Annotated in this window: 20 protein-coding genes and 1 tRNA gene; 12 read left to right on the top strand and 9 right to left on the bottom strand. The window is 69.0% G+C overall.

The features are described from left to right. Positions 1 to 18: 18 nt before the first annotated feature. The 4 genes from AB0L64_RS29925 to AB0L64_RS29910 all read right to left on the bottom strand — a co-directional run bounded on the left by AB0L64_RS29925 (position 19) and on the right by AB0L64_RS29910 (position 3,773). A complete protein-coding gene (locus AB0L64_RS29925; protein ID WP_363715399.1) occupies positions 19 to 846 on the bottom strand; it encodes a hypothetical protein in 828 nt (275 codons plus the stop codon). 143 nt (positions 847 to 989) lie between these two features. Then, positions 990 to 1,724: a PT domain-containing protein gene (locus AB0L64_RS29920; RefSeq protein ID WP_363715398.1), complete on the bottom strand. Its 735-nt coding sequence runs from the start codon at positions 1,722 to 1,724 to the stop codon at positions 990 to 992. Between the two features lie 103 nt (positions 1,725 to 1,827). Further along, a complete protein-coding gene (zwf, locus tag AB0L64_RS29915) occupies positions 1,828 to 3,324 on the bottom strand; it encodes a glucose-6-phosphate dehydrogenase (RefSeq protein ID WP_359929909.1) in 1,497 nt (498 codons plus the stop codon). Between the two features lie 71 nt (positions 3,325 to 3,395). After that, positions 3,396 to 3,773 carry a VOC family protein gene (locus AB0L64_RS29910; protein WP_363715396.1) on the bottom strand — a complete coding sequence of 126 codons (378 nt, stop codon included), beginning with the start codon at positions 3,771 to 3,773 and terminating at the stop codon, positions 3,396 to 3,398. Between the two features lie 61 nt (positions 3,774 to 3,834). Here AB0L64_RS29910 and AB0L64_RS29905 point away from each other — a divergent pair, with 61 nt between their 5' ends. Genes AB0L64_RS29905 through AB0L64_RS29890 form a run of 4 tightly spaced genes read left to right on the top strand, consistent with a single transcriptional unit; the run spans position 3,835 to position 6,379 of the window. Then, on the top strand, positions 3,835 to 4,164 hold the full coding sequence (locus AB0L64_RS29905; RefSeq protein WP_359929912.1) for a YciI family protein: 330 nt from the start codon (positions 3,835 to 3,837) through the stop codon (positions 4,162 to 4,164). Continuing rightward, positions 4,161 to 5,348, top strand: a complete 1,188-nt coding sequence (locus tag AB0L64_RS29900) for an RNA polymerase sigma factor (RefSeq protein ID WP_363715393.1) — start codon at positions 4,161 to 4,163, stop codon at positions 5,346 to 5,348. The genes AB0L64_RS29905 and AB0L64_RS29900 overlap by 4 nt, the downstream gene beginning before the upstream one ends. An 18-nt stretch (positions 5,349 to 5,366) precedes the next feature. Continuing rightward, a complete protein-coding gene (locus AB0L64_RS29895) occupies positions 5,367 to 5,999 on the top strand; it encodes a maleylpyruvate isomerase family mycothiol-dependent enzyme (RefSeq protein WP_363715391.1) in 633 nt (210 codons plus the stop codon). Continuing rightward, the gene (locus AB0L64_RS29890) at positions 5,996 to 6,379 is read left to right on the top strand and encodes a VOC family protein (RefSeq protein ID WP_363715389.1); all 384 of its coding nucleotides are present in this window, start codon (positions 5,996 to 5,998) and stop codon (positions 6,377 to 6,379) included. Before AB0L64_RS29895 ends, AB0L64_RS29890 begins: the two co-directional genes overlap by 4 nt. Here AB0L64_RS29890 and AB0L64_RS29885 read toward each other — a convergent pair. Beyond that, complete coding sequence (locus tag AB0L64_RS29885; RefSeq protein WP_363715387.1) at positions 6,376 to 7,875, bottom strand: serine hydrolase domain-containing protein; 1,500 nt, start codon at positions 7,873 to 7,875, stop codon at positions 6,376 to 6,378. The genes AB0L64_RS29890 and AB0L64_RS29885 overlap by 4 nt on opposite strands. Before the next feature lie 100 nt (positions 7,876 to 7,975). On the opposite strand from AB0L64_RS29885, the gene AB0L64_RS29880 reads away from it, so the two are divergent. Beyond that, positions 7,976 to 8,509, top strand: coding sequence for a hypothetical protein (locus AB0L64_RS29880; protein WP_363715385.1), 534 nt, complete (start codon positions 7,976 to 7,978; stop codon positions 8,507 to 8,509). On the opposite strand, the gene AB0L64_RS29875 is transcribed toward AB0L64_RS29880, so the two are convergent. The 3 genes from AB0L64_RS29875 to AB0L64_RS29865 are packed head-to-tail and all read right to left on the bottom strand — an operon-like array spanning position 8,443 to position 11,725. Next, a complete protein-coding gene (locus AB0L64_RS29875) occupies positions 8,443 to 9,750 on the bottom strand; it encodes a cyclopropane-fatty-acyl-phospholipid synthase family protein (protein ID WP_363715383.1) in 1,308 nt (435 codons plus the stop codon). The two genes, AB0L64_RS29880 and AB0L64_RS29875, sit on opposite strands and share 67 nt — an antisense overlap. Then, positions 9,747 to 10,481, bottom strand: a complete 735-nt coding sequence (locus tag AB0L64_RS29870; protein WP_363715381.1) for a DUF1365 domain-containing protein — start codon at positions 10,479 to 10,481, stop codon at positions 9,747 to 9,749. Before AB0L64_RS29870 ends, AB0L64_RS29875 begins: the two co-directional genes overlap by 4 nt. Then, positions 10,478 to 11,725 (bottom strand): FAD-dependent oxidoreductase, encoded by a 1,248-nt coding sequence (locus AB0L64_RS29865; protein ID WP_363715379.1) that lies wholly within the window; start codon positions 11,723 to 11,725, stop codon positions 10,478 to 10,480. The genes AB0L64_RS29870 and AB0L64_RS29865 overlap by 4 nt, the downstream gene beginning before the upstream one ends. Before the next feature lie 95 nt (positions 11,726 to 11,820). Between AB0L64_RS29865 and AB0L64_RS29860 the strand changes: the two genes are divergently transcribed. The 5 genes from AB0L64_RS29860 to AB0L64_RS29840 all read left to right on the top strand — a co-directional run bounded on the left by AB0L64_RS29860 (position 11,821) and on the right by AB0L64_RS29840 (position 17,375). After that, complete coding sequence (locus tag AB0L64_RS29860) at positions 11,821 to 12,705, top strand: cobalamin B12-binding domain-containing protein (protein WP_363715377.1); 885 nt, start codon at positions 11,821 to 11,823, stop codon at positions 12,703 to 12,705. Further along, the gene (locus tag AB0L64_RS29855) at positions 12,702 to 14,174 is read left to right on the top strand and encodes an SDR family oxidoreductase (RefSeq protein WP_363715375.1); all 1,473 of its coding nucleotides are present in this window, start codon (positions 12,702 to 12,704) and stop codon (positions 14,172 to 14,174) included. The genes AB0L64_RS29860 and AB0L64_RS29855 overlap by 4 nt, the downstream gene beginning before the upstream one ends. Further along, positions 14,171 to 14,608, top strand: coding sequence for an SRPBCC family protein (locus AB0L64_RS29850; protein ID WP_363715373.1), 438 nt, complete (start codon positions 14,171 to 14,173; stop codon positions 14,606 to 14,608). The genes AB0L64_RS29855 and AB0L64_RS29850 overlap by 4 nt, the downstream gene beginning before the upstream one ends. Next, positions 14,605 to 15,531, top strand: coding sequence for an SDR family NAD(P)-dependent oxidoreductase (locus tag AB0L64_RS29845; RefSeq protein ID WP_363715371.1), 927 nt, complete (start codon positions 14,605 to 14,607; stop codon positions 15,529 to 15,531). Before AB0L64_RS29850 ends, AB0L64_RS29845 begins: the two co-directional genes overlap by 4 nt. A 107-nt stretch (positions 15,532 to 15,638) precedes the next feature. After that, complete coding sequence (locus tag AB0L64_RS29840; RefSeq protein ID WP_363715369.1) at positions 15,639 to 17,375, top strand: caspase family protein; 1,737 nt, start codon at positions 15,639 to 15,641, stop codon at positions 17,373 to 17,375. A gap of 184 nt (positions 17,376 to 17,559) precedes the next feature. Here AB0L64_RS29840 and AB0L64_RS29835 read toward each other — a convergent pair. Further along, positions 17,560 to 17,631 (bottom strand) — tRNA-Arg (locus AB0L64_RS29835). A 190-nt stretch (positions 17,632 to 17,821) separates the two neighbouring features. Between AB0L64_RS29835 and AB0L64_RS29830 the strand changes: the two genes are divergently transcribed. Continuing rightward, positions 17,822 to 18,007, top strand: a complete 186-nt coding sequence (locus AB0L64_RS29830; protein WP_355485637.1) for a PspC domain-containing protein — start codon at positions 17,822 to 17,824, stop codon at positions 18,005 to 18,007. A 46-nt stretch (positions 18,008 to 18,053) separates the two neighbouring features. Next, on the top strand, positions 18,054 to 18,581 hold the full coding sequence (locus AB0L64_RS29825) for a hypothetical protein (RefSeq protein ID WP_363715367.1): 528 nt from the start codon (positions 18,054 to 18,056) through the stop codon (positions 18,579 to 18,581). Positions 18,582 to 18,632: the final 51 nt, after the last annotated feature.

The following is an 18,632-nucleotide window of genomic DNA, read 5'->3' as shown; positions in this document are numbered from 1 at the left end:
GCGTAGAGGAGGCCGCCGTCAGCGGGAGAACTGCCAGCGGATCTCGTCGTTGTCAGGAAGTACCACGACCGTGCCGGACCCGGCCCTCCACCCATTGGGCAGCAGGAACGCCCGTCCGCCCGAAACCACCAGCAGACGCAGGCCGGTGGTGCGGTAGTGCACGGTCTTACCGCCCTCGACGATCGGTTCCTCGACGACGCCGGGCGCCTCGAGTCCGAGTGGTGTGCTGCTGAACACAGTGGCTCGCGGGAGGTACCGAACGTTGTCCTGCACCTGACGCGCGTACCCACGGCCGACCGCGGTCGCATAGTCCGACACCGCCCAGAACAGCGCGGCCGTGACGACGCCGCCGACGAGCAGCAGCCGGAACGCCCGGTACCAGACGGGCGGTGCCCCACGTTGAGCCGCTGCGGACTTGTCGGTCGCGGCGGTCCGCAGCCGGGCGCCGTACGCCGCGACAATGGTGCCTGCAGCAACGATCAGCGGCGCGACCAGGTCGACCGTGTCGCCGGCCACCGTCGCGGCGACGACCGCGGCCGCGACCGCGCCGAGGCCCGACAACAAGGCGATCCGGCCCGCCCTCCGCAGCGCCGGACGAGCCTCGGTACGGCGGAGTGCCGCGTCGACCCGGAGGTGTACGGCGAGTGCGCCGAGCGCGAGGCCGGCGAGGACGAGGAGCGGCAGGTACAACGTGCTGATGCTGTTCATCACGTAGTCGCGCGTCGTGTAGCCGAACAGGCTGACGTCCAGCCCCATCTCCCGGGCCTGCGTATCGGAACGCGCCCAGCCGAAGTAGATCATCAACGCTGTGGCGATCGTCAGCGGCGGACCCAAGGTGGTGAGCACCGACACCACCGCCTGCAGGGGCGACTGTCCACTCGGCGCTTCGCTGTCAGGCGGCTCGGCGGTCGGCGTTTCGCGGGACGGCCGTCCGTTCGGTTGCGGTTCGTTGGCGGGTGGCTCCAGGGGCGGTCTGCCGGTGGGCGTGGTCATTCGTCTGGGGTGGGGGCTGCGTCGGGTGACGACGTCTCGGACGGGCCTCCGGCCGGCGGAGTCTCGTTGGTCGGCTGCTCCGTGGGCTGGTCTGTCGGCTGTTCGGTGGGCTGTTCGGTGGGCTGTTCGGTGGGCTGCTCGGTCTGTTCGCCGTTCTCCTGGTTCGCGGCGTGACCGCACTCGGTCTCCTGGGAACCGGTGGTCACCCGGTGGAAGCGCACCCTCGGCACCGCGCCGGGATGGGCGCGGCGCCAGGCGAGGCCGCGCTCCATCAGGTCCTTGACCAGGGGCGTCAGGCAATCGTGGTTGAGGGCCCCGGTCTCGGCGTTCTGGTTGGCCGCGACGACGGCCCACTGCTTCGACTGACCCTTGACCGCGGCCTGGCAGAGGGCGACCATCGCCTTGCCGAAGTCACCGCCCTGGTCGGCGGTCAGGTCCGCGACCTCGCTCTGCAAGTCGGAGCACTTGCCGTCGGCAAGATAGTTGTACGCCGACCAGGTCGGCGTCGGTGACTGCGGATCTTTGGGCCCCCACGGCACCCAGGACAGCGACCCGCCGCCGTTGTCACCGCCATTGTCACCGCCGTTGTCACCACCGTTGTTCCCGCCCGGATCGCCGCTCTGGCCGGAGTCCGACGTACCCGAATCGCCCGCTGTGCTGTCGGATCCGCAGCCCGCGGGTAAGAGCGCAACGATCAGCAGCAGGCTGAGTGCAATGAGTCGACGCGGCATGGCAACCCCCCATGGCCCGAGGAAAACCGTCCCTCGAACCTCAGGGTGCGCGCAACGTGGCGCAGGGTCAACGGCCTGTCGCTGCCGATGCCGATCCGAAGGCTTACGGCTTGGCCTGGCGCCACTCGCGTTCGAACGGGAGCCGCCAGGCGCGCGGCGCGATCAGCTGGTGGATCGCGTTCGGCCCCCAGGTGCCGGGCTGGTACGGCTTGGCGGGCGGCGGGTCCTCGAGCAGCGGCGCGGAACGGTCCCACAGCGACTCGATGCCCTCGGCGGTCGTGAACAGCGTGTGGTCCCCGCGCATTGCGTCCAGGATCAACCGCTCGTACGCCTCGAGGACGTCGCCCGCGCTCTCGGTCTCCTGTGTGGAGAACTGCATCGACAGCTTCTCCAGCCGCATCCCCGGGCCCGGCCGCTTGCCGTAGAACGACAGCGACACCCGCGAGGAGTCGGCCAGGTCGAAGGTCAAGTGATCCGGACCTTCCGAGCCGACGCCGGAGCCGGCCGGGAACATCGTCTTCGGCGCCTCCTTGAAGGCGATCGAGATGATCCGCTGGCCTTCGGCCAGCTTCTTGCCGGTGCGCAGGTAGAACGGCACGCCGGCCCAGCGCCAGTTGTCGATCTCGACCTTGAGAGCGATGAACGTCTCGGTGTCGGAGTCCGGCGCGACGCCTTCCTCGTTGCGGTAACCGCCGTACTGACCGCGGACCACGCAGGCCGGATCGAGCGGCAGCATCGACCGGAAGACCTTGTTCTTCTCCTCCGAGATCGCCCGCGGCTCCAGGGCGGTCGGCGGCTCCATCGCGACGAACGACATCACCTGCATCAGGTGCGTGACGACCATGTCCTTGAACGCGCCGGTCGGCTCGTAGAAGGTGGCCCGCTGGTCCAGGCCGAGCGACTCCGGGATGTCGATCTGCACGTGGTCGATGAAGTTGCGGTTCCAGATCGGCTCGAACAGGCCGTTCGCGAACCGGAACGCGAGGATGTTCAGCGCGGCTTCCTTGCCGAGGAAGTGGTCGATCCGGAAGATCTGCGACTCGTCGAACGTCTCGTGGACGAAGTCGTTGAGCTCGATCGCGGTGGCCAGGTCGTCGCCGAACGGCTTCTCCATCACCACCCGGGCGCGCTCGACCAGGCCGGCGTCGCGCAGCATCGCGATCACCGCCTGGGCGGCCTTCGGCGGCACCGACAGGTAGTGCAGCCGCCGGGTGTCCGGGCCGAGCAACTCCTCGGCGGCCTTGACCGCGGCCGCCAGCGCCTCCGGGCCGGCGGTGACCGGCACGTACTCCAGCCGTTCGGCGAACTGCGCCCACTCCGCGTCGCTCATCGCGTGCGTGCCGAACATCTCGACCGCCTGCCGCGCCCGCTCGCGGAACTCGTCGCAGGTCAGGTCCTCGGTGGCGGTCCCGATGATCCGCACGTCCGGCGCGAACCGGGACTGCTGCAGATACGCCAGACCGGGCAGCAGCTTGCGCTTGGCGAGGTCGCCGGTGGCGCCGAACAGCACGATCACGTGCGGCGCCAGCGGCTCCGGATCCCGCCGCGACGGTCGCGATCCGGGCGCCGGATACGCAATGGTCTGAGTACGGTCAGGCATTCAGTCCTCCCGAGGACGCCACCGGAGCCAACACTCTTCGCAGTCTAGGTGGCTCCGGTGACGGCCACGCGTCAGGCTGATTGCCACAGACCGAGAGTGTTGCCCTCCGGGTCCTTGAAATAGGCCGCGAAGCCCATGTCGCCGACCGGCAGCTTCTCGCCGACCCGCTCGCCGCCGAGGCTCTCGATCGTCTTCCACGCCGCGTCGATGTCCGGGACGTCGATCGTCAGCATCGGCCGGGTGAGATCCTCGGTGCGCTGGAACATCCCGCCGTTGATGAAGCCGGGTTCGGCCGGCATCCCCTGCTCGTCGACCGGTCCGGTCGAGGCCATCGTGTAGCTCAGCTCGGGCATTTCCATCAGGTTCCACCCGAAGGCCTCGCGGTAGAACGCCCGCGCTCGCTCACCGTCGTCGTACGGCACCTCGAAGTGCACGATCCGCCCTGTCATCTCTGGTACCTCCCCCAAAGAGTTCCCTTGCTGCCGACGCTAGACCTGCGAGGATGAAGCGGTGAAGTACCTGCTGATGATCTGTGGAGACGAGTCCGCCGCCGCGCATGCCGACGACGGCTGCGGCGGCTGGTCGGAGGAGATGGAGTCTCGCGGGGTCGTGACCGGCGCGGCCGGGCTGCGGCCGCCGGACGAGGCAACCACGCTGCGGGTGCGCGAGGGCGAGCTGCTGCTGACCGACGGGCCGTTCGCGGAGACGAAAGAGCAGATCGGCGGGTTCGTGCTGATCGACTGCGCCGACCTGGACGAGGCGATCGAGATCGCGGCCAAGCACCCCGCGGCCGGTTACGGCACGATCGAGATCCGGCCCCTGCTGGAACCGCCGGTGTGACCTTCGAGGAGATCTACCGGCAGGAGTGGGGCCAGGTGGTCGCCACGCTGATCCGGTTGACCGGCGACTGGGAGCTGGCCGAGGAGTGCGCGCAGGAGGCGTTCGCCGCGGCGCTGCAGCGGTGGCCGGCGGACGGCGTTCCGGATCGGCCCGGCGCCTGGCTGACCACGACCGCCCGCAACCGGGCGATCGACTGGCTGCGGCGCGAGGCGGTCGGTGCGGCCAAGCTGCGGGAGGCGGCCGCGATCGAGTCCGACCAGGAGCCCCCGTACGACGTACCGGACGACCGGCTGCGGTTGATGTTCACGTGCTGCCACCCCGCGCTGGCGATGGAGGCACGCGTGGCGTTGACGCTGCGGACACTGGCCGGTCTGAGTACGGCGGAGATCGCGCGGGCGTTCCTGGTCCCGGAGACCACCATGTCGAAACGCCTGACCCGCGCGAAGCAGAAGATTCAGCACGCGGGCATCCCGTACCGGGTCCCGCCGGCGCATCTCCTGCCCCAGCGGACACCCGCCGTGCTGGCAGTGCTGTACCTGCTGTTCAACGAGGGGTATTCCGACGTCGTCCGGAGCAATCTGACCGGCGAAGCGATCAGACTGGCCAGGCTGCTCGTCCACCTGATGCCGGACGAGCCTGAGGCCGCCGGCCTCCTAGCTCTCATGCTGATGCACGACGCCCGCCGCGACACCCGGCTGTCCCCGGACGGCGCTCTGATCACCCTGGACGACCAGGACCGCACCCGCTGGGACCACGCCCAGATCACCGATGGCGTAGCCCTCCTGGACGCCGCCCTCCTCCGCAACGAGCCCGGCCCGTACCAGATCCAGGCAGCAATCGCCGCCTGCCACGCCACCGCCCGCACCGCCCCCGAAACCGACTGGCCCCAGATCGCCGCCCTCTACGCCCAACTCCCGCAAACCCCCGTAGTAGCCCTCAACCGAGCCGTAGCCATCGGCATGGCCGACGGCCCCGCCGTAGGCCTACGCCTAGTAGAAGCCCTGACCGCCGACCCCCTGACCACCTACCACCTCCTCCCAGCCACCCGAGCCGACTTCCTCCGCCGCCTCCACCGCTGGCCCGAGGCGACCGCGGCGTACCGAGAAGCTCTGACGCTGGCTACCACGGACGCCGAACGCAGGTATCTGGAGAAGAGATTGCGCGAGGTGTCTGTCCGGGGCTGAGTCGTTCGTCGGTGGGGTATGACGACGGATATCAGGGCTGCTGTGGCGGCTGAGCGGCGTGAGTTGGTTGAGGTGCTGGCTGGGTTGGGGGAGGAGGAGTGGGATCGGCCTACGCTGTGTGCGGGGTGGCGGGTGCGGGAGTTGGTTGCGCATGTCACGATGCCGTTCCGGGTCTCGGGGCCGCGGTTCGTCGGCGGTTTGCTGCGGGCCGGTGGGAACTTCGATCGGTACGCCGACCGGCAGGCGCGGCGGGATGCGGTGGAGTTGACGTCGGGGGAACTGGTCGAGTGTCTGCGACGGAACGTCGACCATCCGTGGAAGCCGCCGGGCGGTGGGTATGCGGGGGCGCTGGCGCACGACGTGACGCACGGTCTTGACGTGACTGTTGCGCTGGGCATCGATCGCCAGGTGCCGGCAGAGCGGATGCGGATCATCTTCGACGCGCTGAAGCCTCGTCAGGTCAAATACTTCGGCGTCGACCTGGACGGCGTACAACTGCAGGCCACCGACCTAGCGTGGACCTACGGCCGCGGCATGCCTCTCACAGGATCGGCCCAGGACCTCCTGCTGGTCCTGAGTGGCCGTAGCCTCCCACCGAACCACCTGTCCGGTCGCGACGCCGACCGTTTCACCGCTGGAGTGACCCGATGATCATCAGCCTGCCGATCGAGGACCGGCCGCGTTCGTACGCGTTCTACCAGGAGGCGCTGGGCCTGACGCCTGTCGGTGAGCCCGACGAGGACGGCATCCCCGAACCGCTGCAGTTCCAGCTGGCCGCGGACGTCACCATGATGCTGATCCCGACCGGCGGCTTCGGCTGGGTGCTCGGTGAACAGCCCGCCGCGCCGCCGGGGCAGAGTGAGTGCATCCTCGGCCTGCGCGTGGACAGCGAGGAGGCCGTCGACGCGACTGCGGCCAAGGCGATCGCCGCCGGGGCAAAGCAGGTGACGGCGCCGACTCGCAAGCCGTGGGCCTACCTGACCACGTTCACCGACCCCGACGGCCACCTGTGGATGGTCAGTACGGACTAGAGCACCTGGCGGCCGAAGGCGGTCGCGTGACGGGTTCCGGCCGGGTGGAAGCGGAACAGGCGGCCGCCGTACCGCAACCACTCGACCTGTCCGTTGCTGCCGCGGACGAAGTTGGCGCGGACGTGGGTCGGCGTGCCGTCCGGGTTCAGCGCGAGGATGTAGTCCTTGCGGTAGAACGCGAACCGGAACAGGGTCTCGCCACCCACACCCGCGACCAACTCGCCGCTGTCGGGAGTGACGTCCAGCCCGAGCTCCTCCGGCTTGCCGTCGAGCCCGATCTGCTGTGAGACGTACGTGCCCGCGTACTCCGCCAGCCGACGCGCCGGCAGCTCCCGCGGTACGGCGGGGAGGTTGCTGACGCCGGCGAACTCCTGCAGCGCCCAGTCGTCCGCGAACAGGTCCGCCACCAGCAACGGCCCGCTCTCCGAGTTGGTCAGCAGCGTGATCGCGAAGTCCCGCTCCGGAACGAACAGGAAGCCGGAGTGCTGCCCGTTCCAGTCTCCGCCGTGCTGCACAACCGTCGGGCCTTGAAGGGTCGGGCGCAGCATCCAGCCGACCCCGACGCCGTTCAGCTCGACGAACAGCGTGCCGCCAGGACCCGGGTGCGACTGCATCGCGAGCCTGCCGCGGTCGCTCAGCAACTGGGGAAGATCCCGGTGCCCCAGGTGGTACCGCGCGTACCGCAGCTGGTCCCGGGCGCTCGAGATCAGTCCGCCGATCGAGTGCAGCGCCCGCGGCATCGCGTCGAACGACGGCTCGACGACCGGCTTGCCGTCGACGACGTTGTGCGACGCGGCGACGCTGAAGCCGTCGAGCTCGCTGCGGAAGAACCGGCTGTGCCCGAGCCCGAGCGCGTCGACGACGAGTTCGCGGGTGGCGACCTCGTACGGCTTCCCGGTCACCACCTCGATGATCCGCCCGGCCACACCGATCGCGGCGTTGTTGTACGAGAACACCTTCCCGAGCGGCGTGAGCTGCGGGACCTTCGGCATCCCGCCGACGTACGTCGCGAGCGCGTCGTCGCCCTGACCGGTGTCCTCGAAGTAGTCGCCCTGCCAGCCGGCCGAGTGGTTCAGCAACTGCCGGACGGTGACGCGTGCCGCGACGGACGGGTCCTGGGTCGCGAAGTCCGGCAGGTACGCGCGAACCGGCCGGTCGAGAGCGATCCGGCCGCGCTCGACGAGCCGCATGATCGCGGTCGCGGTGAACGTCTTGCTCGTCGAGCCGATCCGGAACACGGTGTCGCCGGACACCGCGTCGCCGGTGTCCACACTCGTGACACCGAAGCCGCGGACGTACTCCCGGCCGCGGTACCAGACGCCGAGCCCGGCGCCGGGAATCGCGTACTTCACCAGCCCGGCCTCGATCGTCTCGGCCAGCCGCCCGATCGCGGCCGGTTCGCGGAGACCGGCCGCCGCGGCGGGCCTGGTGGACACTGCGGCAACGGGCACGGCAGCGGCCGCGGACTTGAGCACGGTACGACGGGTGAGCGACACGTCAACGTCTCCTCGGGCGAATTGAGATTGCTTCCGATGCCGCTATTATTACCAGCGTTGGTATCAATGGATACCCTGAAAGAACCCTGATGGAGCGTCGATGGACGAGTCGCCGACCCCGGTGCTGGACGTGTTGCTGCACCCGATCCGCTGGCGGATCGTGCAGCGCGCGCTCGGCGGTGAGGTCACCACCACGGACCTGAAGCGCGACCTGCCCGACATCCCCACCACGACGCTCTACCGGCACGTGGCCGCGCTGATCGACGCCGGCTACCTGACCGTGGTCCGCGAGCGGAAGATCCGCGGTACGACGGAGCGCACGCTCAGCCTGGACCAGACCAAGGTCGGCCGGATCGACGAGCGCGAGGCACGCGCCATGACACCGGAGCAGCACCGGCAGGCGTTCCTGATGATGCTGACCCGCCTGGCCGCGGACTTCGACCGTGTCGTCGACAACGGTGATCTGAGTCCGCGGCTGCACCAACTGGGTTACTCACAGCTCGCCCTCTACCTCAGCCCGGACGACATGGAGACCTTCCGTGCCGGCTTCACCGAACTCGTCGAGCCCTACCTGGCCGAGGCGCCGGGCAAGGACCGCATCGTGCTCTCGACGTTCTCGTTGCCGGACAGCTGATCACGGGTCAGGCGCAGCTGACCGACGTCGAGGTAGCCGGAGGCGAATCCGGCCTCGCAGTAGGCCAGGTAGTACTCCCAGGCTCGCCGGAAGGATTCGTCGAAGCCCTCTGTCCGGACGCTCTGCCAGTTGGCGACGAACCGCCGGCGCCACCGGCGGAGCGTCTCCGCGTAGTCCTGACCGAACCGGTAGTCGTCGTCGACGGCCAGCGTGGTGTGCCGCTCGACGGTCTCGTCGATCGCGGTCCGGGACGGGATCAGGCCGCCGGGGAAGATGTACTTCTGGATCCAGCCGTACGAGTGGCGGGTGGCGAGCATCCGGTCGTGCTCCATCAGAATCGCCTGCAGCGCGACCTTGCCGCCCGGTGCGAGCAGCTGGTCGAGCGTGCGGAAGTAGTCCGGCCAGTACTCCTCGCCGACCGCTTCGATCATCTCCACGCTGACCACCGCGTCGTACGAACCCGTCACGGCGCGGTAGTCCTGGAGCCGGAGATCGACGCGGTCGGCCAGCCCGGCGTCGGCGACGCGCTTCTCGGCCAGCTGCAGCTGCTCGGTCGACAGCGTGATGCCGGTGACGTACGCGCCGCGGCGGGCGGCGGCGATCGCCAGCGTGCCCCAGCCCGTCCCGATTTCCAGCACCCGGCTGCCGGGGCCGACGCCGGCGAGGTCGAGGATCCGCTCGACCTTCCGGGTCTGCGCCGCTTCGAGATCCTGGTTGGACAGTGGTCCGTCGTGGTCGAAGAGCGCGGAGCTGTACGTCATGCCCGGGTCCAGGAACGCCCCGAACAGCGCGTTGCTCAGGTCGTAGTGCGCGCTGATGTTGCTGCGGGCACCGGTCAGTGTGTTGCGCTGCCAGCGGGGTACGCGCCGGTCTACCAGCCGCCGGAAGCGGAGCAGTGCGGCCGGCACGAGGTGGGCGACGCGTTCCGCGAACGGCGTCAGCAGGTCGCCGAGGTCGGTGCCGTCGGCGGCGGCCCAGTCGCCGGCCATGTACGCCTCGCCGAGCCCGATCTTCGGGTTGTGCGCGAGCCGCTCGAACATCGACTCCGGCCGCACGATCCGCAGCACCGGAGCGTCCGGCCCGCCGCCGCCGCGGACCGTACCGTCCGGGTAGACCGCGCGGACCGCGATGCGGTCGAGCATCCGGTCGACGATCAGCCGGGCGACCCAGGCCCGGACGCAGAGCGGCCGGAACGCCGGGTGGCGCAGGCACAGGGGTTGCGCGACGGTCAGCGTGCTCATCGAAGTCCCTCCTGGAGTGCGTGTTTCGGGCGCTGCCTGACGGGTAGGCGGCGAGCCCACAGCCGGATGCCGTGCAGCCGGATGAGTGCCGACACCCGCTGCGGCATCAGCGGCATCCGTACGGCGGCGGCGAGAATCGCCCGACGGGTGGCAGGCCGCGGTACGCCGTCGAAGCTGGCGCCGAAGACCGTGCGATCGCCGCGGGACAAGCTGACCTGGACGCGCACCCGGTCGCGGTCGAGCAGGAACCGCAGTTCGTAGTCGCCCGAGACATCGTTGAACGGCGAGACGTAGAACTGTTTCGCGGTCTCGGCGGTGCCGTCCGCGTCCGGTGTGAGCACGTAGACGTGCCGTTCGCCGTACGTGTTGTGGACCTCCGCCACGACGTACGAACTGTCAACGCACCAGTACACGGTCAGCGGATCGAACACGTGGCCGAGCACGCGGGCGTTGGCCAGCATCAGAACGCGGCCGTCGTACTCGATGCCCTGGCTGTGAAGGTACCGGCGCAGCTCGGCCTTGATCGTGGGACCGCGGCCGCCGAGGTGGTCGCGCGCGTCGAAGCGGGCCAGCGGGCGCAGGTACCACGGGAGCCGCGGCACGTCGTCCAGGTCGATCAGCCACTGGTAGACCCGGTACCGGAACGCGTGCCGGATCGGAATGGATCGCCCGTGCTTGACGGAGCCGATGACGATCGCCGGGATTGTGGGGTGCAACCCGACGACCGTCACCAGCGAACCCCGAAGGACCCGGCGGCCGCAACGCCGGCGCGGCAGCCGTCCTCGTGGAAACCCCAGCCGTGATACGCCCCTGCGAACGCGGTCCGGCCGGTGTTGAGAGTCGCCAGCAGATGCTGGGCGGCGACTGCCTTCGGGGTGTAGAGGGGGTGCCGGTAGTCCATCCGGGCGATCACCCGCGCCGGATCGACCGCGTCGGCACCGTTCAGCGTGACCAGGTAGGTCTCGTCGGTCTCCAGACCTTGCAGCTTGTTCATCCAGTACGTCGTCAGCGGCGTGCCCGGGCGAATGACGTGGTTCCACGAGGCGCGGGCGTTCTTCGTTGCCGGCAGCAATGACGTGTCGGTGTGCAGCACCGTCGCGTTGCGGCTGTACTCGAACGGTCCGAGCGCCGCCTTCTCCTCGGGTGACGCGTCCGCGAGCAGGTCTAGGGCGTGGTCCGCGTGGGTGGCCAGGACGACCCGGTCGAAGTCCATCGTGTTGCCGTCGGCGACGGTGATCGTCACGCCGTCGGGGTGTCGTTGCACGGAACGCACCGGGCGGCCGACCCGGACCGTGCCGATCCGCTCGGCGACGGCGTCGACGTACTGCCGGGAACCGCCCGTGACGGTCAGCCACTGCGGCGAGCCGCCGACAGAGAGCATGCCGTGGTGGTCGAGGAACCGGAACAGGTAGCGGGCCGGGTAGGACAGGGCCGAGTTACCTCCGCACGACCACACACACGACACGACAGGTACGGCGTACAGCCGGGTGAAGGCCGGGCTGAAACGCTCGGCCTCGAGGAACTCGCCGAGTGTCGCGAGATCGTCGTCGCCGGTCCGGGCGATGTACCGCGCGGCGCTGCGGTGGAAGCGGCGCACCTCGCGGAGCAGCCCGAGGAAGCGCGGGTCGGCGAGCCGGCGCCGCTGGGCGAAGATTCCGGTCACGCCTCGGCCCCCGGCGAACTCGAGCCCGCCGGCCGGATCGCAGATGCTCATACTCATCTCGGTCGGCCGGGTCCGGACGCCGAGCTCGCCGAACAGCTTGCGCAGCAGCGGGTAGGTGCGGGTGTTGTGGACGATGAAGCCGGTGTCGATCGCGAGCCGCTGCCCGGCGGGGTCGGTCACATCGTGCGTGTGCGCGTGCCCGCCGAGCCGGGACTCGGCCTCGAGCAGCGTGACGTCGTAGCGCCGGCCGAGCAGGTAGGCGGCCGTCAAGCCAGACACGCCGGCGCCGATCACAGCCACGGACTCGGTCATGGTCTGGCCTCCAAGGCTGTCTAAGGTTTGTCTAGAGATTAGGCCTATCGGGGAGTTCTAGTCAAAGGTCTGTCTAGAGTTTGTATAGTGTGCTCATGGAGACTTCGGTGCCGGGTGGTCTGCGGATCGGTGCGTTGAGCAAGCGCGCCGGTGTCAGCGAGCACGTTCTGCGTGCCTGGGAGACCCGCTACGGTCTGCTGTCGCCGACCCGTTCGCCGGGCGGCTTCCGGCTGTACTCCGACGCCGACGTGCGCCGGGTCCAGCGGATGCTGGCGTACATCGCCGACGGGCTGTCCGCCGCCGAGGCGGCCCGCGCGGTGCTGGCCGAGCCCGACGGAGCACCGGCCGTCCGGGATCCGTTGCTCGCCCGGATGGCCGAGTCCGGCGGCGCGGCGAACCTGCGGTCCGCGCTGGACGACCTGGACGAGCGGGCCGCGCAGGCCGTCCTGGACCAGTTGTTCGGTGCGCTGACCGTCGAGGCCGTCATCCGCGAGGTGCTGATGCCCTATTTGCGCGAGCTGGGCGACCGGTGGGAACGCGGCGACGTGACCGTCGGGCAGGAACACTTCGCCAGCAACGTCATCAGGTCACGGCTGGCCGCGTTGTCGACGGGCTGGGGCGCGGGTCACGGCCCGCGGGCACTGCTCGCCTGTCCGCCCGGTGAGCTGCACGACATCGCGCTGCTGTCGTTCGGTCTGATCCTGCGCCGCTCCGGCTGGCGGGTGGTCTTCCTCGGCGCCGACTCGCCGATGGCCGATGTCGAACGGACGGCCGCGGCGCTCGGGCCGGACCTGGTGATGCTGTCCGCGTCGGACCACTCGCGCTTCGACGCGGTCCGTCCGCAACTCGTCGAGCTGTCGCAGGACCGATCGGTCGTCCTGGCCGGGGCGGGTGCTTCCAAGGAGCTGGCAGCCAGGGTCGGAGCGCAGTACGTCGGCGCGGATCCGGTGACCGCTGCCGAGCGATTGGCCGAGCGATGACACGGATCCTGGTGACCGGAGCCACCGGCTACATCGGCGGACGGCTGGTCCCCGAGCTGCTGGCGGCCGGGTACGACGTACGCGTCCTGGCGCGGCAGCCGGAGCGGCTCGACACGCGCCCGTGGCGGTCCCGGATCGAGGTCGTGGCCGGCGACGCCTCCGACCCGGCCGTGCTGACCAGGGCGCTGGACTGCGTCGACGTCGCGTACTACCTGATCCACTCGATGGGCTCCGGCCAGCGGTTCGAGGTGCGCGACCGGCGTACCGCACTCGCTTTCGGTACGGCCTGCCGCGAGTCCGGCGTCGCCCGGATCGTGTACCTCGGCGGGCTGCACCCGGACGACGAGGACCTGTCCCGGCACCTCGGCTCCCGCCGCGAGGTGGGGGAGATCCTGCTGGCCAGCGGCGTACCGACGACCGTGCTGCGCGCCGCGGTGATCATCGGCTCCGGCTCGGCGTCCTTCGAGATGCTGCGCTACCTGACGGAGCGGCTGCCGGTGATGGTGACGCCGCGCTGGCTGGACACGCGGATCCAGCCGATCGCGGTCCGCGACGTGCTGCGCTACCTGGTCGGGTCCGCGGAGATGCCGCCGGACGTGAACCGCGGCTTCGACATCGGCGGACCGGACGTGCTGACGTACCGCGCGATGATGCAGCGCTACGCAGCCGTGGCCGGCCTGCGTCCGCGGCGGATCGTGACGCTGCCGCTGCTGTCGCCCGGCCTGTCGAGCCATTGGGTCGGTCTGGTCACGCCGGTGCCGAGCGGCATCGCCCGGCCGCTGGTCGACAGCCTGGTGCACGAGGTGGTCTGCAAGGACCACGACATCGACCGGTACGTCGCTCCGCGTCCCGGCGGCGGCATCGGCTTCGACCGGGCCGTCGAGCTCGCGCTGAAGAAGGTGCACGACCTGGACGTGACCACCTCCTGGGCCTCCGCCTCGACACCGGGCGCCCCCAGCGACCCGCTGCCGAGCGACCCGGACTGGTCCGGCGGCTCGCTGTACGTCGACGAGCGCGACTGCACCGTCGATGCGCCGCCCGAGCGCCTCTGGAAGGTGATCGAGGGCATCGGCGGCCGCCGTGGCTGGTACTCGTGGCGGCTCGGCTGGTGGACCCGCGGTCTGCTCGACCGGGTCGTCGGCGGCCCTGGCCTGCGCCGCGGCCGGCTGCACCCCGACAGGCTGTCGGTGGGCGATCCACTCGACTGGTGGCGGGTGGAGAGCGTGGAGCCCGGCCGGCTGCTCCGGTTGCGTGCCGAGATGCGGCTGCCCGGCGAGGCCTGGCTCGAGTTGCGCGCCGGCACTGATGGGAACGGCCACACGCTGTTCCGCCAGCGCGCGTTGTTCCACCCCCGCGGTCTACCGGGGGAACTGTACTGGGCGGCCATCCGACCGTTCCACGACGTCGTCTTCGGCGGCATGCAGCGCAACATCGCCCACGCGGCCGAACGAACGGAGGAGAACCGATGATCGTCATCGAACGCGAAGTCACGGTAGCGGCCGACACCGCACGGGTCTTCGGCTATCTCGCGGACTTCCGCACCACCCAGGAATGGGATCCCGGCACGGTGCGGACCACGCTCGTCTCAGGTGACGGCGGGGTCGGTACGACGTACCACAACACCTCTCGCTTCAACGGCCGCGAGACCGAGCTCACCTACGTGGTCGAGGAGTGCGTCCGCCCCGACCGGATCGTCCTGCGCGGCGAGAACCGGACGATCGTCGCCCGCGACACCATGACGTTCAGCAGCGAGTCCCATCTGACCCGCGTCACCTACCGGGCCGAGTTCCGGCTCAAGGGCCTCGTCACCCTCGCCGAACCCTTCCTGCGCAAGTCGTTCGACCGTCTGGGGGAGGAAGCCGAAGAAGGCCTCCGCAACGCACTGGGCCGGCTGGCCGCATGAATGGCCTCCTGGACAGACTCCTGGACCGTACGGTCATCCCTGGCTACACGCGTATCGGCTACGGCCTCCGCAGCCGCAGCTGGCCCACTGACGACCCGGCACCCGGCTCCCTGACCGGCAAGACCGCCGTGGTCACCGGAGCCCGCTCCGGCCTCGGCAAGGCAACCGCCGCGGGCCTTGCCCGTCTGGGCGCCACGGTCCACCTGGTTGTCCGCGATGCGTCGCGCGCCGCAGACACGCTGGCCGAACTGCAGCGCGACATCCCCAACGCGACCTTCGTCGTCGACGAGTGCGACATCTCCGACCTGGACGCCGTACGCCACTACGCCGCCCGCCTGCCCGGCCCCATCCACGCCCTGGTCCACAACGCCGGCATCATGCCACCCCGCCGTACCGAATCCCCCCAGGGCCATGAACTCACGCTGGCCACCCACGTCCTCGGCCCGCTCCTCCTGACCGAACTCCTCCGCCCCAACCTGACCGACGGCCGCGTCGTCCTGGTCACGTCCGGAGGCATGTACACCCAGCCGCTCCCGGCCGACCCGGAGTACCGCGACGAGCCCTACCGCGGCGCCACCGCCTACGCACGCAGCAAGCGCATCCAGGTTGCCCTCACCCCACTCCTGGCCGCTGATATGGCCCCCACCTTCGTCGCCACCATGCACCCCGGCTGGTCCGAGACCCCCGGCCTCATCGAGAGCCTTCCCGGCTTCAGCCGCCTCACCAAACCCTTCCTCAGAACCCCCGAAGAGGGCGTCGACACCACCCTCTGGCTGGCCGCCACCCAACCAACACCCCCCACCGGCAACTTCTGGCACGACCGCGAACCGCGCCCACCCCACTACTTCCGCCACACCCAAAGTTCCGAAGCGGACACGAACCGCCTCTGGACCCACTGCCGAACCGCCGCCGGAATCCTGTGAGTCGCCGGCGGCGGGGCCGCGTCAACAGGTCTCGCGTCCACAGCGCAGTCGTATTACTGTCGAATTGGGGCCGAAAGCGGTAGCGGTGGCATAGGCCAGGGGGATTGATGTCGGCGAAGGTTGCGTTACTCGTCGCGGTCGGTCAATTCGACGATCCTGGCTTGACCCAGCTACGGGCCCCTGCGACGGATGCCGCTGCGCTAGCAGGACTGCTGGGGGATCCGGACGTGGGCGGCTACGAGGTCACGGTGCTTCAAGACCCGACAATCGATCGACTCAATCGAGCGCTCGAAGCCTTCTATCGTGATCGGCGCCGCGACGATGTCCTCCTCGTGTACTTCTCCTGCCATGGAGTCAAGGACGAAGGAGGGAATCTCTACCTCTCGGCGAAAGACACCCGCCTGGACCTGCTTCGGTCCACGGCCCTTGCCGCGACGTGGCTGCACTCACTGATCGACGACAGCCTCTCCAGATCCAAGCTCCTCCTCCTTGATTGCTGCTTCAGCGGTGCGTTCTCGCGAGGGAAGCTGCAACGCTCTCCGGCTCTGTCGACGGTCGATGTGAAAGAACGGTTCCAGGGCACTGGAACGGTCGTTCTCACCGCGTCCAACGAGACCGAATATGCGTTCGAGGACGCCGAAGTGCGAGCGGCCCGGCCGACCAGTTCTTACTTTACCCGTGCTCTCATCGAGGGATTGGAAACCGGCGCCGCAGACGAGAATCGGGACGGCTGGGTCTCGATCGATGAGCTGTACAATTTTGTGTTCGACAAGGTTCGTGAGCGGAATCCGAACCAACATCCCACCGGCGACATAAACGTTCAAGGAACGCTACGGATCGCGAAGGTGCCGTCGCTTGCGGGCCGTAAGACCTCCGAACTCAATCTGTCCCGGGTCACGGAATATCAGCAACTGATTCTTCATGCGTCCGACGAGGTGTATTCCCTGGCGTTCTCGCATGACTCGCAGACGCTGGCTGCCGGGAGTAAGGACGTGGCGCTCCTGTGGCGTCTGGATGCCGACGGTCGGTCGCCTGAGCCGATCCACCTCGAACACGATTCCACGTTTCTGTACGCGATCACGTTCGGCGCGGAGCCCCATGAACTCCTGACGGCAGGTGAAGACACGGTCGTGCGCGTATGGAACTGGCAGGACGGGAGCCTGATCCAGTCGCTCGAGCACCACTCGGACGCGGTTTACTCGATCGCCCTGTCACCTGACGGCACGTACGTCGCCACCGGCGGGTACGACAAGCAGGTCGCGCTGTGGGACCCAGCCTCGTGGGGGTACATCGACAGTCGAGGTTTCGAAGCCAGAGTCAGCTCTATCGCGTTCTCGGCGGACGGCAAACTGCTCGCGATCGGAACTCACGACGACGCCATCGTGATATGGAATCTCGAGTCCAACGAGGTGCGACCGTTGGGAACCCACGACAGTTCCGTCGAGGCCGTGGCGTTCTCCCATCGCGGACATTTATTGGCAAGTGCAGGCTTGGACAAGCGTGTATGTCTCTGGGATTGCGACAACTTTTCAAGGCTGTGGCGACTGCCGGGCCATGAGTATCTCGTCAAGTCGGTCACGTTTGCTGCTGACGACAAGGTCGTGGCGAGCGCAAGTTGGGACAAGACAGTCCGACTGTGGGACGTCGCACGACCCCGCCTGCCGAGGGTCATCAGTGAGGAGTCGGCCAAGCGAGCAGGGCGCGTATGGCACGAAGACTGGATCTGGGCCGTGTCTGTGTCGAACGACGGCCGAATCCTTGCTACGGGTGGATCCGATCAGCGCGTGATCCTCTGGTCCAACGTGTTTCCACAACTTGCCCCCGCCGGGCTCGAAGGGGCTTGAGCTGGTCCGGCCGCGCATTCCTGACACGCGCTCGCCAGCTGGAGCACTCTCGATCGCCCACAGTAACCACAACAAAGGAGCCTGATCGAACCCTGCTGGGCGGGTCCGGGGTTGCGGCCTCTGGAAGGCACGAAGGGCGATCCACGTCGACGGTTTCGTCGACACAGATCGCCCAGATCGTCCGCGCCCCCGGCAGGATTCGAACCTGCGCACCCGCCTCCGGAGGGCGGTGCTCTATCCCCTGAGCTACGGGGGCTCAGGAACGTGCAGAACAGTAGCAGGAACTTCGCCGAAACCCCGAATTGGGCCGGCGACACGCACCCCTGCCGATCGTCGTACGGGGGAGCCCTGAGCTGACCCTGGAACCCCCGCCGCGGGGGATCAGTTCCGTCGCGGGCGGCGTCATAGTGGAGGTAAGCCCAACAGCGGAAAGGACATCGGTAATCATGGCTAGCTCTCTGGTTCGACCGTCGCGTGATCGCTGGATCGGCGGTGTCTGCGCCGGACTGGCTCGCCGGTTCGGGATCTCCGCGAACACCATGCGGCTGATCTTCGTGATCAGCTGCCTGCTGCCCGGCCCGCAGTTCCTGATCTACATCGTGCTGTGGATCCTGATGCCGTCGGAGGACTGACCCCCGGCGGCGGGCCGTCGGGGCGCACCTGGCAACCTGACTCTTCATGAGAGCAGGCAGGTGGCGCCCGGCGGCCGGGACGGCTTCGGTGCTGCTCGTCGGCGGGGTGCTCGCGGGCTGCCAGGTCGGCCCGGCCGCGCCGGCGGCCGCGGAGCTCCGGACCGGCGCGCCGCCCTGGGACGCGCCCCGGGACGCGGTCTCGTACATCGACAAGGCCGGCTTCGAACGACTCCCGCTCGACTTCTCCGGGCCGTCGCCGTACTCGCTGACCATCGCGGTCACGCTCGACGGCAAGCCGGTCCAGGTCCCGGCGGGTCTCGGCGTCGACAAGCTCCGCGCCGAGCAGGCCGCCGTCCACACCCACACCACCGACGGCCAGGTCTGGGTCGAGGCCAAGACCGCCGCCGAGAAACCGACGCTGGCTCAGTTCTTCACCCTCTGGGGTGTGCGGTACGACGCGAAATGCCTCGCGGACGCCTGCCAGGCCCTGAAGGTCACCGTCGACGGCAAGCCGGCGCCCTGGGACACCCCGCTGACCCGCAACAGTCACGTCACGGTGAGTGCGCAGAGCTGAGCGCGTACCGGGCTGTGGATGGTGAGTCAAGGGTTTCGGGTGCAGCCCATT

This window comes from Kribbella sp. NPDC051936 (genome assembly GCF_040680955.1).
Classification (GTDB): Bacteria; Actinomycetota; Actinomycetes; order Propionibacteriales; family Kribbellaceae; genus Kribbella.
Note: the sequence above shows the minus strand (reverse complement) of the source record. Positions and strands in the feature narration are given on the sequence as shown.

Excerpts from the sequence above, each read along its gene's own strand:
- AB0L64_RS29850 (WP_363715373.1), top strand. The coding sequence starts at position 14,171 with ATGATCGTCATCGAACGCGAAGTCACGGTAGCGGCCGACACCGCACGG.
- AB0L64_RS29830 (WP_355485637.1), top strand. The coding sequence starts at position 17,822 with ATGGCTAGCTCTCTGGTTCGACCGTCGCGTGATCGCTGGATCGGCGGT.
- AB0L64_RS29845 (WP_363715371.1), top strand. The coding sequence starts at position 14,605 with ATGAATGGCCTCCTGGACAGACTCCTGGACCGTACGGTCATCCCTGGC.
- AB0L64_RS29920 (WP_363715398.1), bottom strand. The coding sequence starts at position 1,724 with ATGCCGCGTCGACTCATTGCACTCAGCCTGCTGCTGATCGTTGCGCTC.
- AB0L64_RS29825 (WP_363715367.1), top strand. The coding sequence starts at position 18,054 with ATGAGAGCAGGCAGGTGGCGCCCGGCGGCCGGGACGGCTTCGGTGCTG.
- AB0L64_RS29895 (WP_363715391.1), top strand. The coding sequence starts at position 5,367 with ATGACGACGGATATCAGGGCTGCTGTGGCGGCTGAGCGGCGTGAGTTG.
- AB0L64_RS29855 (WP_363715375.1), top strand. The coding sequence starts at position 12,702 with ATGACACGGATCCTGGTGACCGGAGCCACCGGCTACATCGGCGGACGG.
- AB0L64_RS29880 (WP_363715385.1), top strand. The coding sequence starts at position 7,976 with ATGGACGAGTCGCCGACCCCGGTGCTGGACGTGTTGCTGCACCCGATC.
- AB0L64_RS29865 (WP_363715379.1), bottom strand. The coding sequence starts at position 11,725 with ATGACCGAGTCCGTGGCTGTGATCGGCGCCGGCGTGTCTGGCTTGACG.
- AB0L64_RS29860 (WP_363715377.1), top strand. The coding sequence starts at position 11,821 with ATGGAGACTTCGGTGCCGGGTGGTCTGCGGATCGGTGCGTTGAGCAAG.
- zwf (WP_359929909.1), bottom strand. The coding sequence starts at position 3,324 with ATGCCTGACCGTACTCAGACCATTGCGTATCCGGCGCCCGGATCGCGA.
- AB0L64_RS29840 (WP_363715369.1), top strand. The coding sequence starts at position 15,639 with ATGTCGGCGAAGGTTGCGTTACTCGTCGCGGTCGGTCAATTCGACGAT.
- AB0L64_RS29910 (WP_363715396.1), bottom strand. The coding sequence starts at position 3,773 with ATGACAGGGCGGATCGTGCACTTCGAGGTGCCGTACGACGACGGTGAG.
- AB0L64_RS29875 (WP_363715383.1), bottom strand. The coding sequence starts at position 9,750 with ATGAGCACGCTGACCGTCGCGCAACCCCTGTGCCTGCGCCACCCGGCG.
- AB0L64_RS29890 (WP_363715389.1), top strand. The coding sequence starts at position 5,996 with ATGATCATCAGCCTGCCGATCGAGGACCGGCCGCGTTCGTACGCGTTC.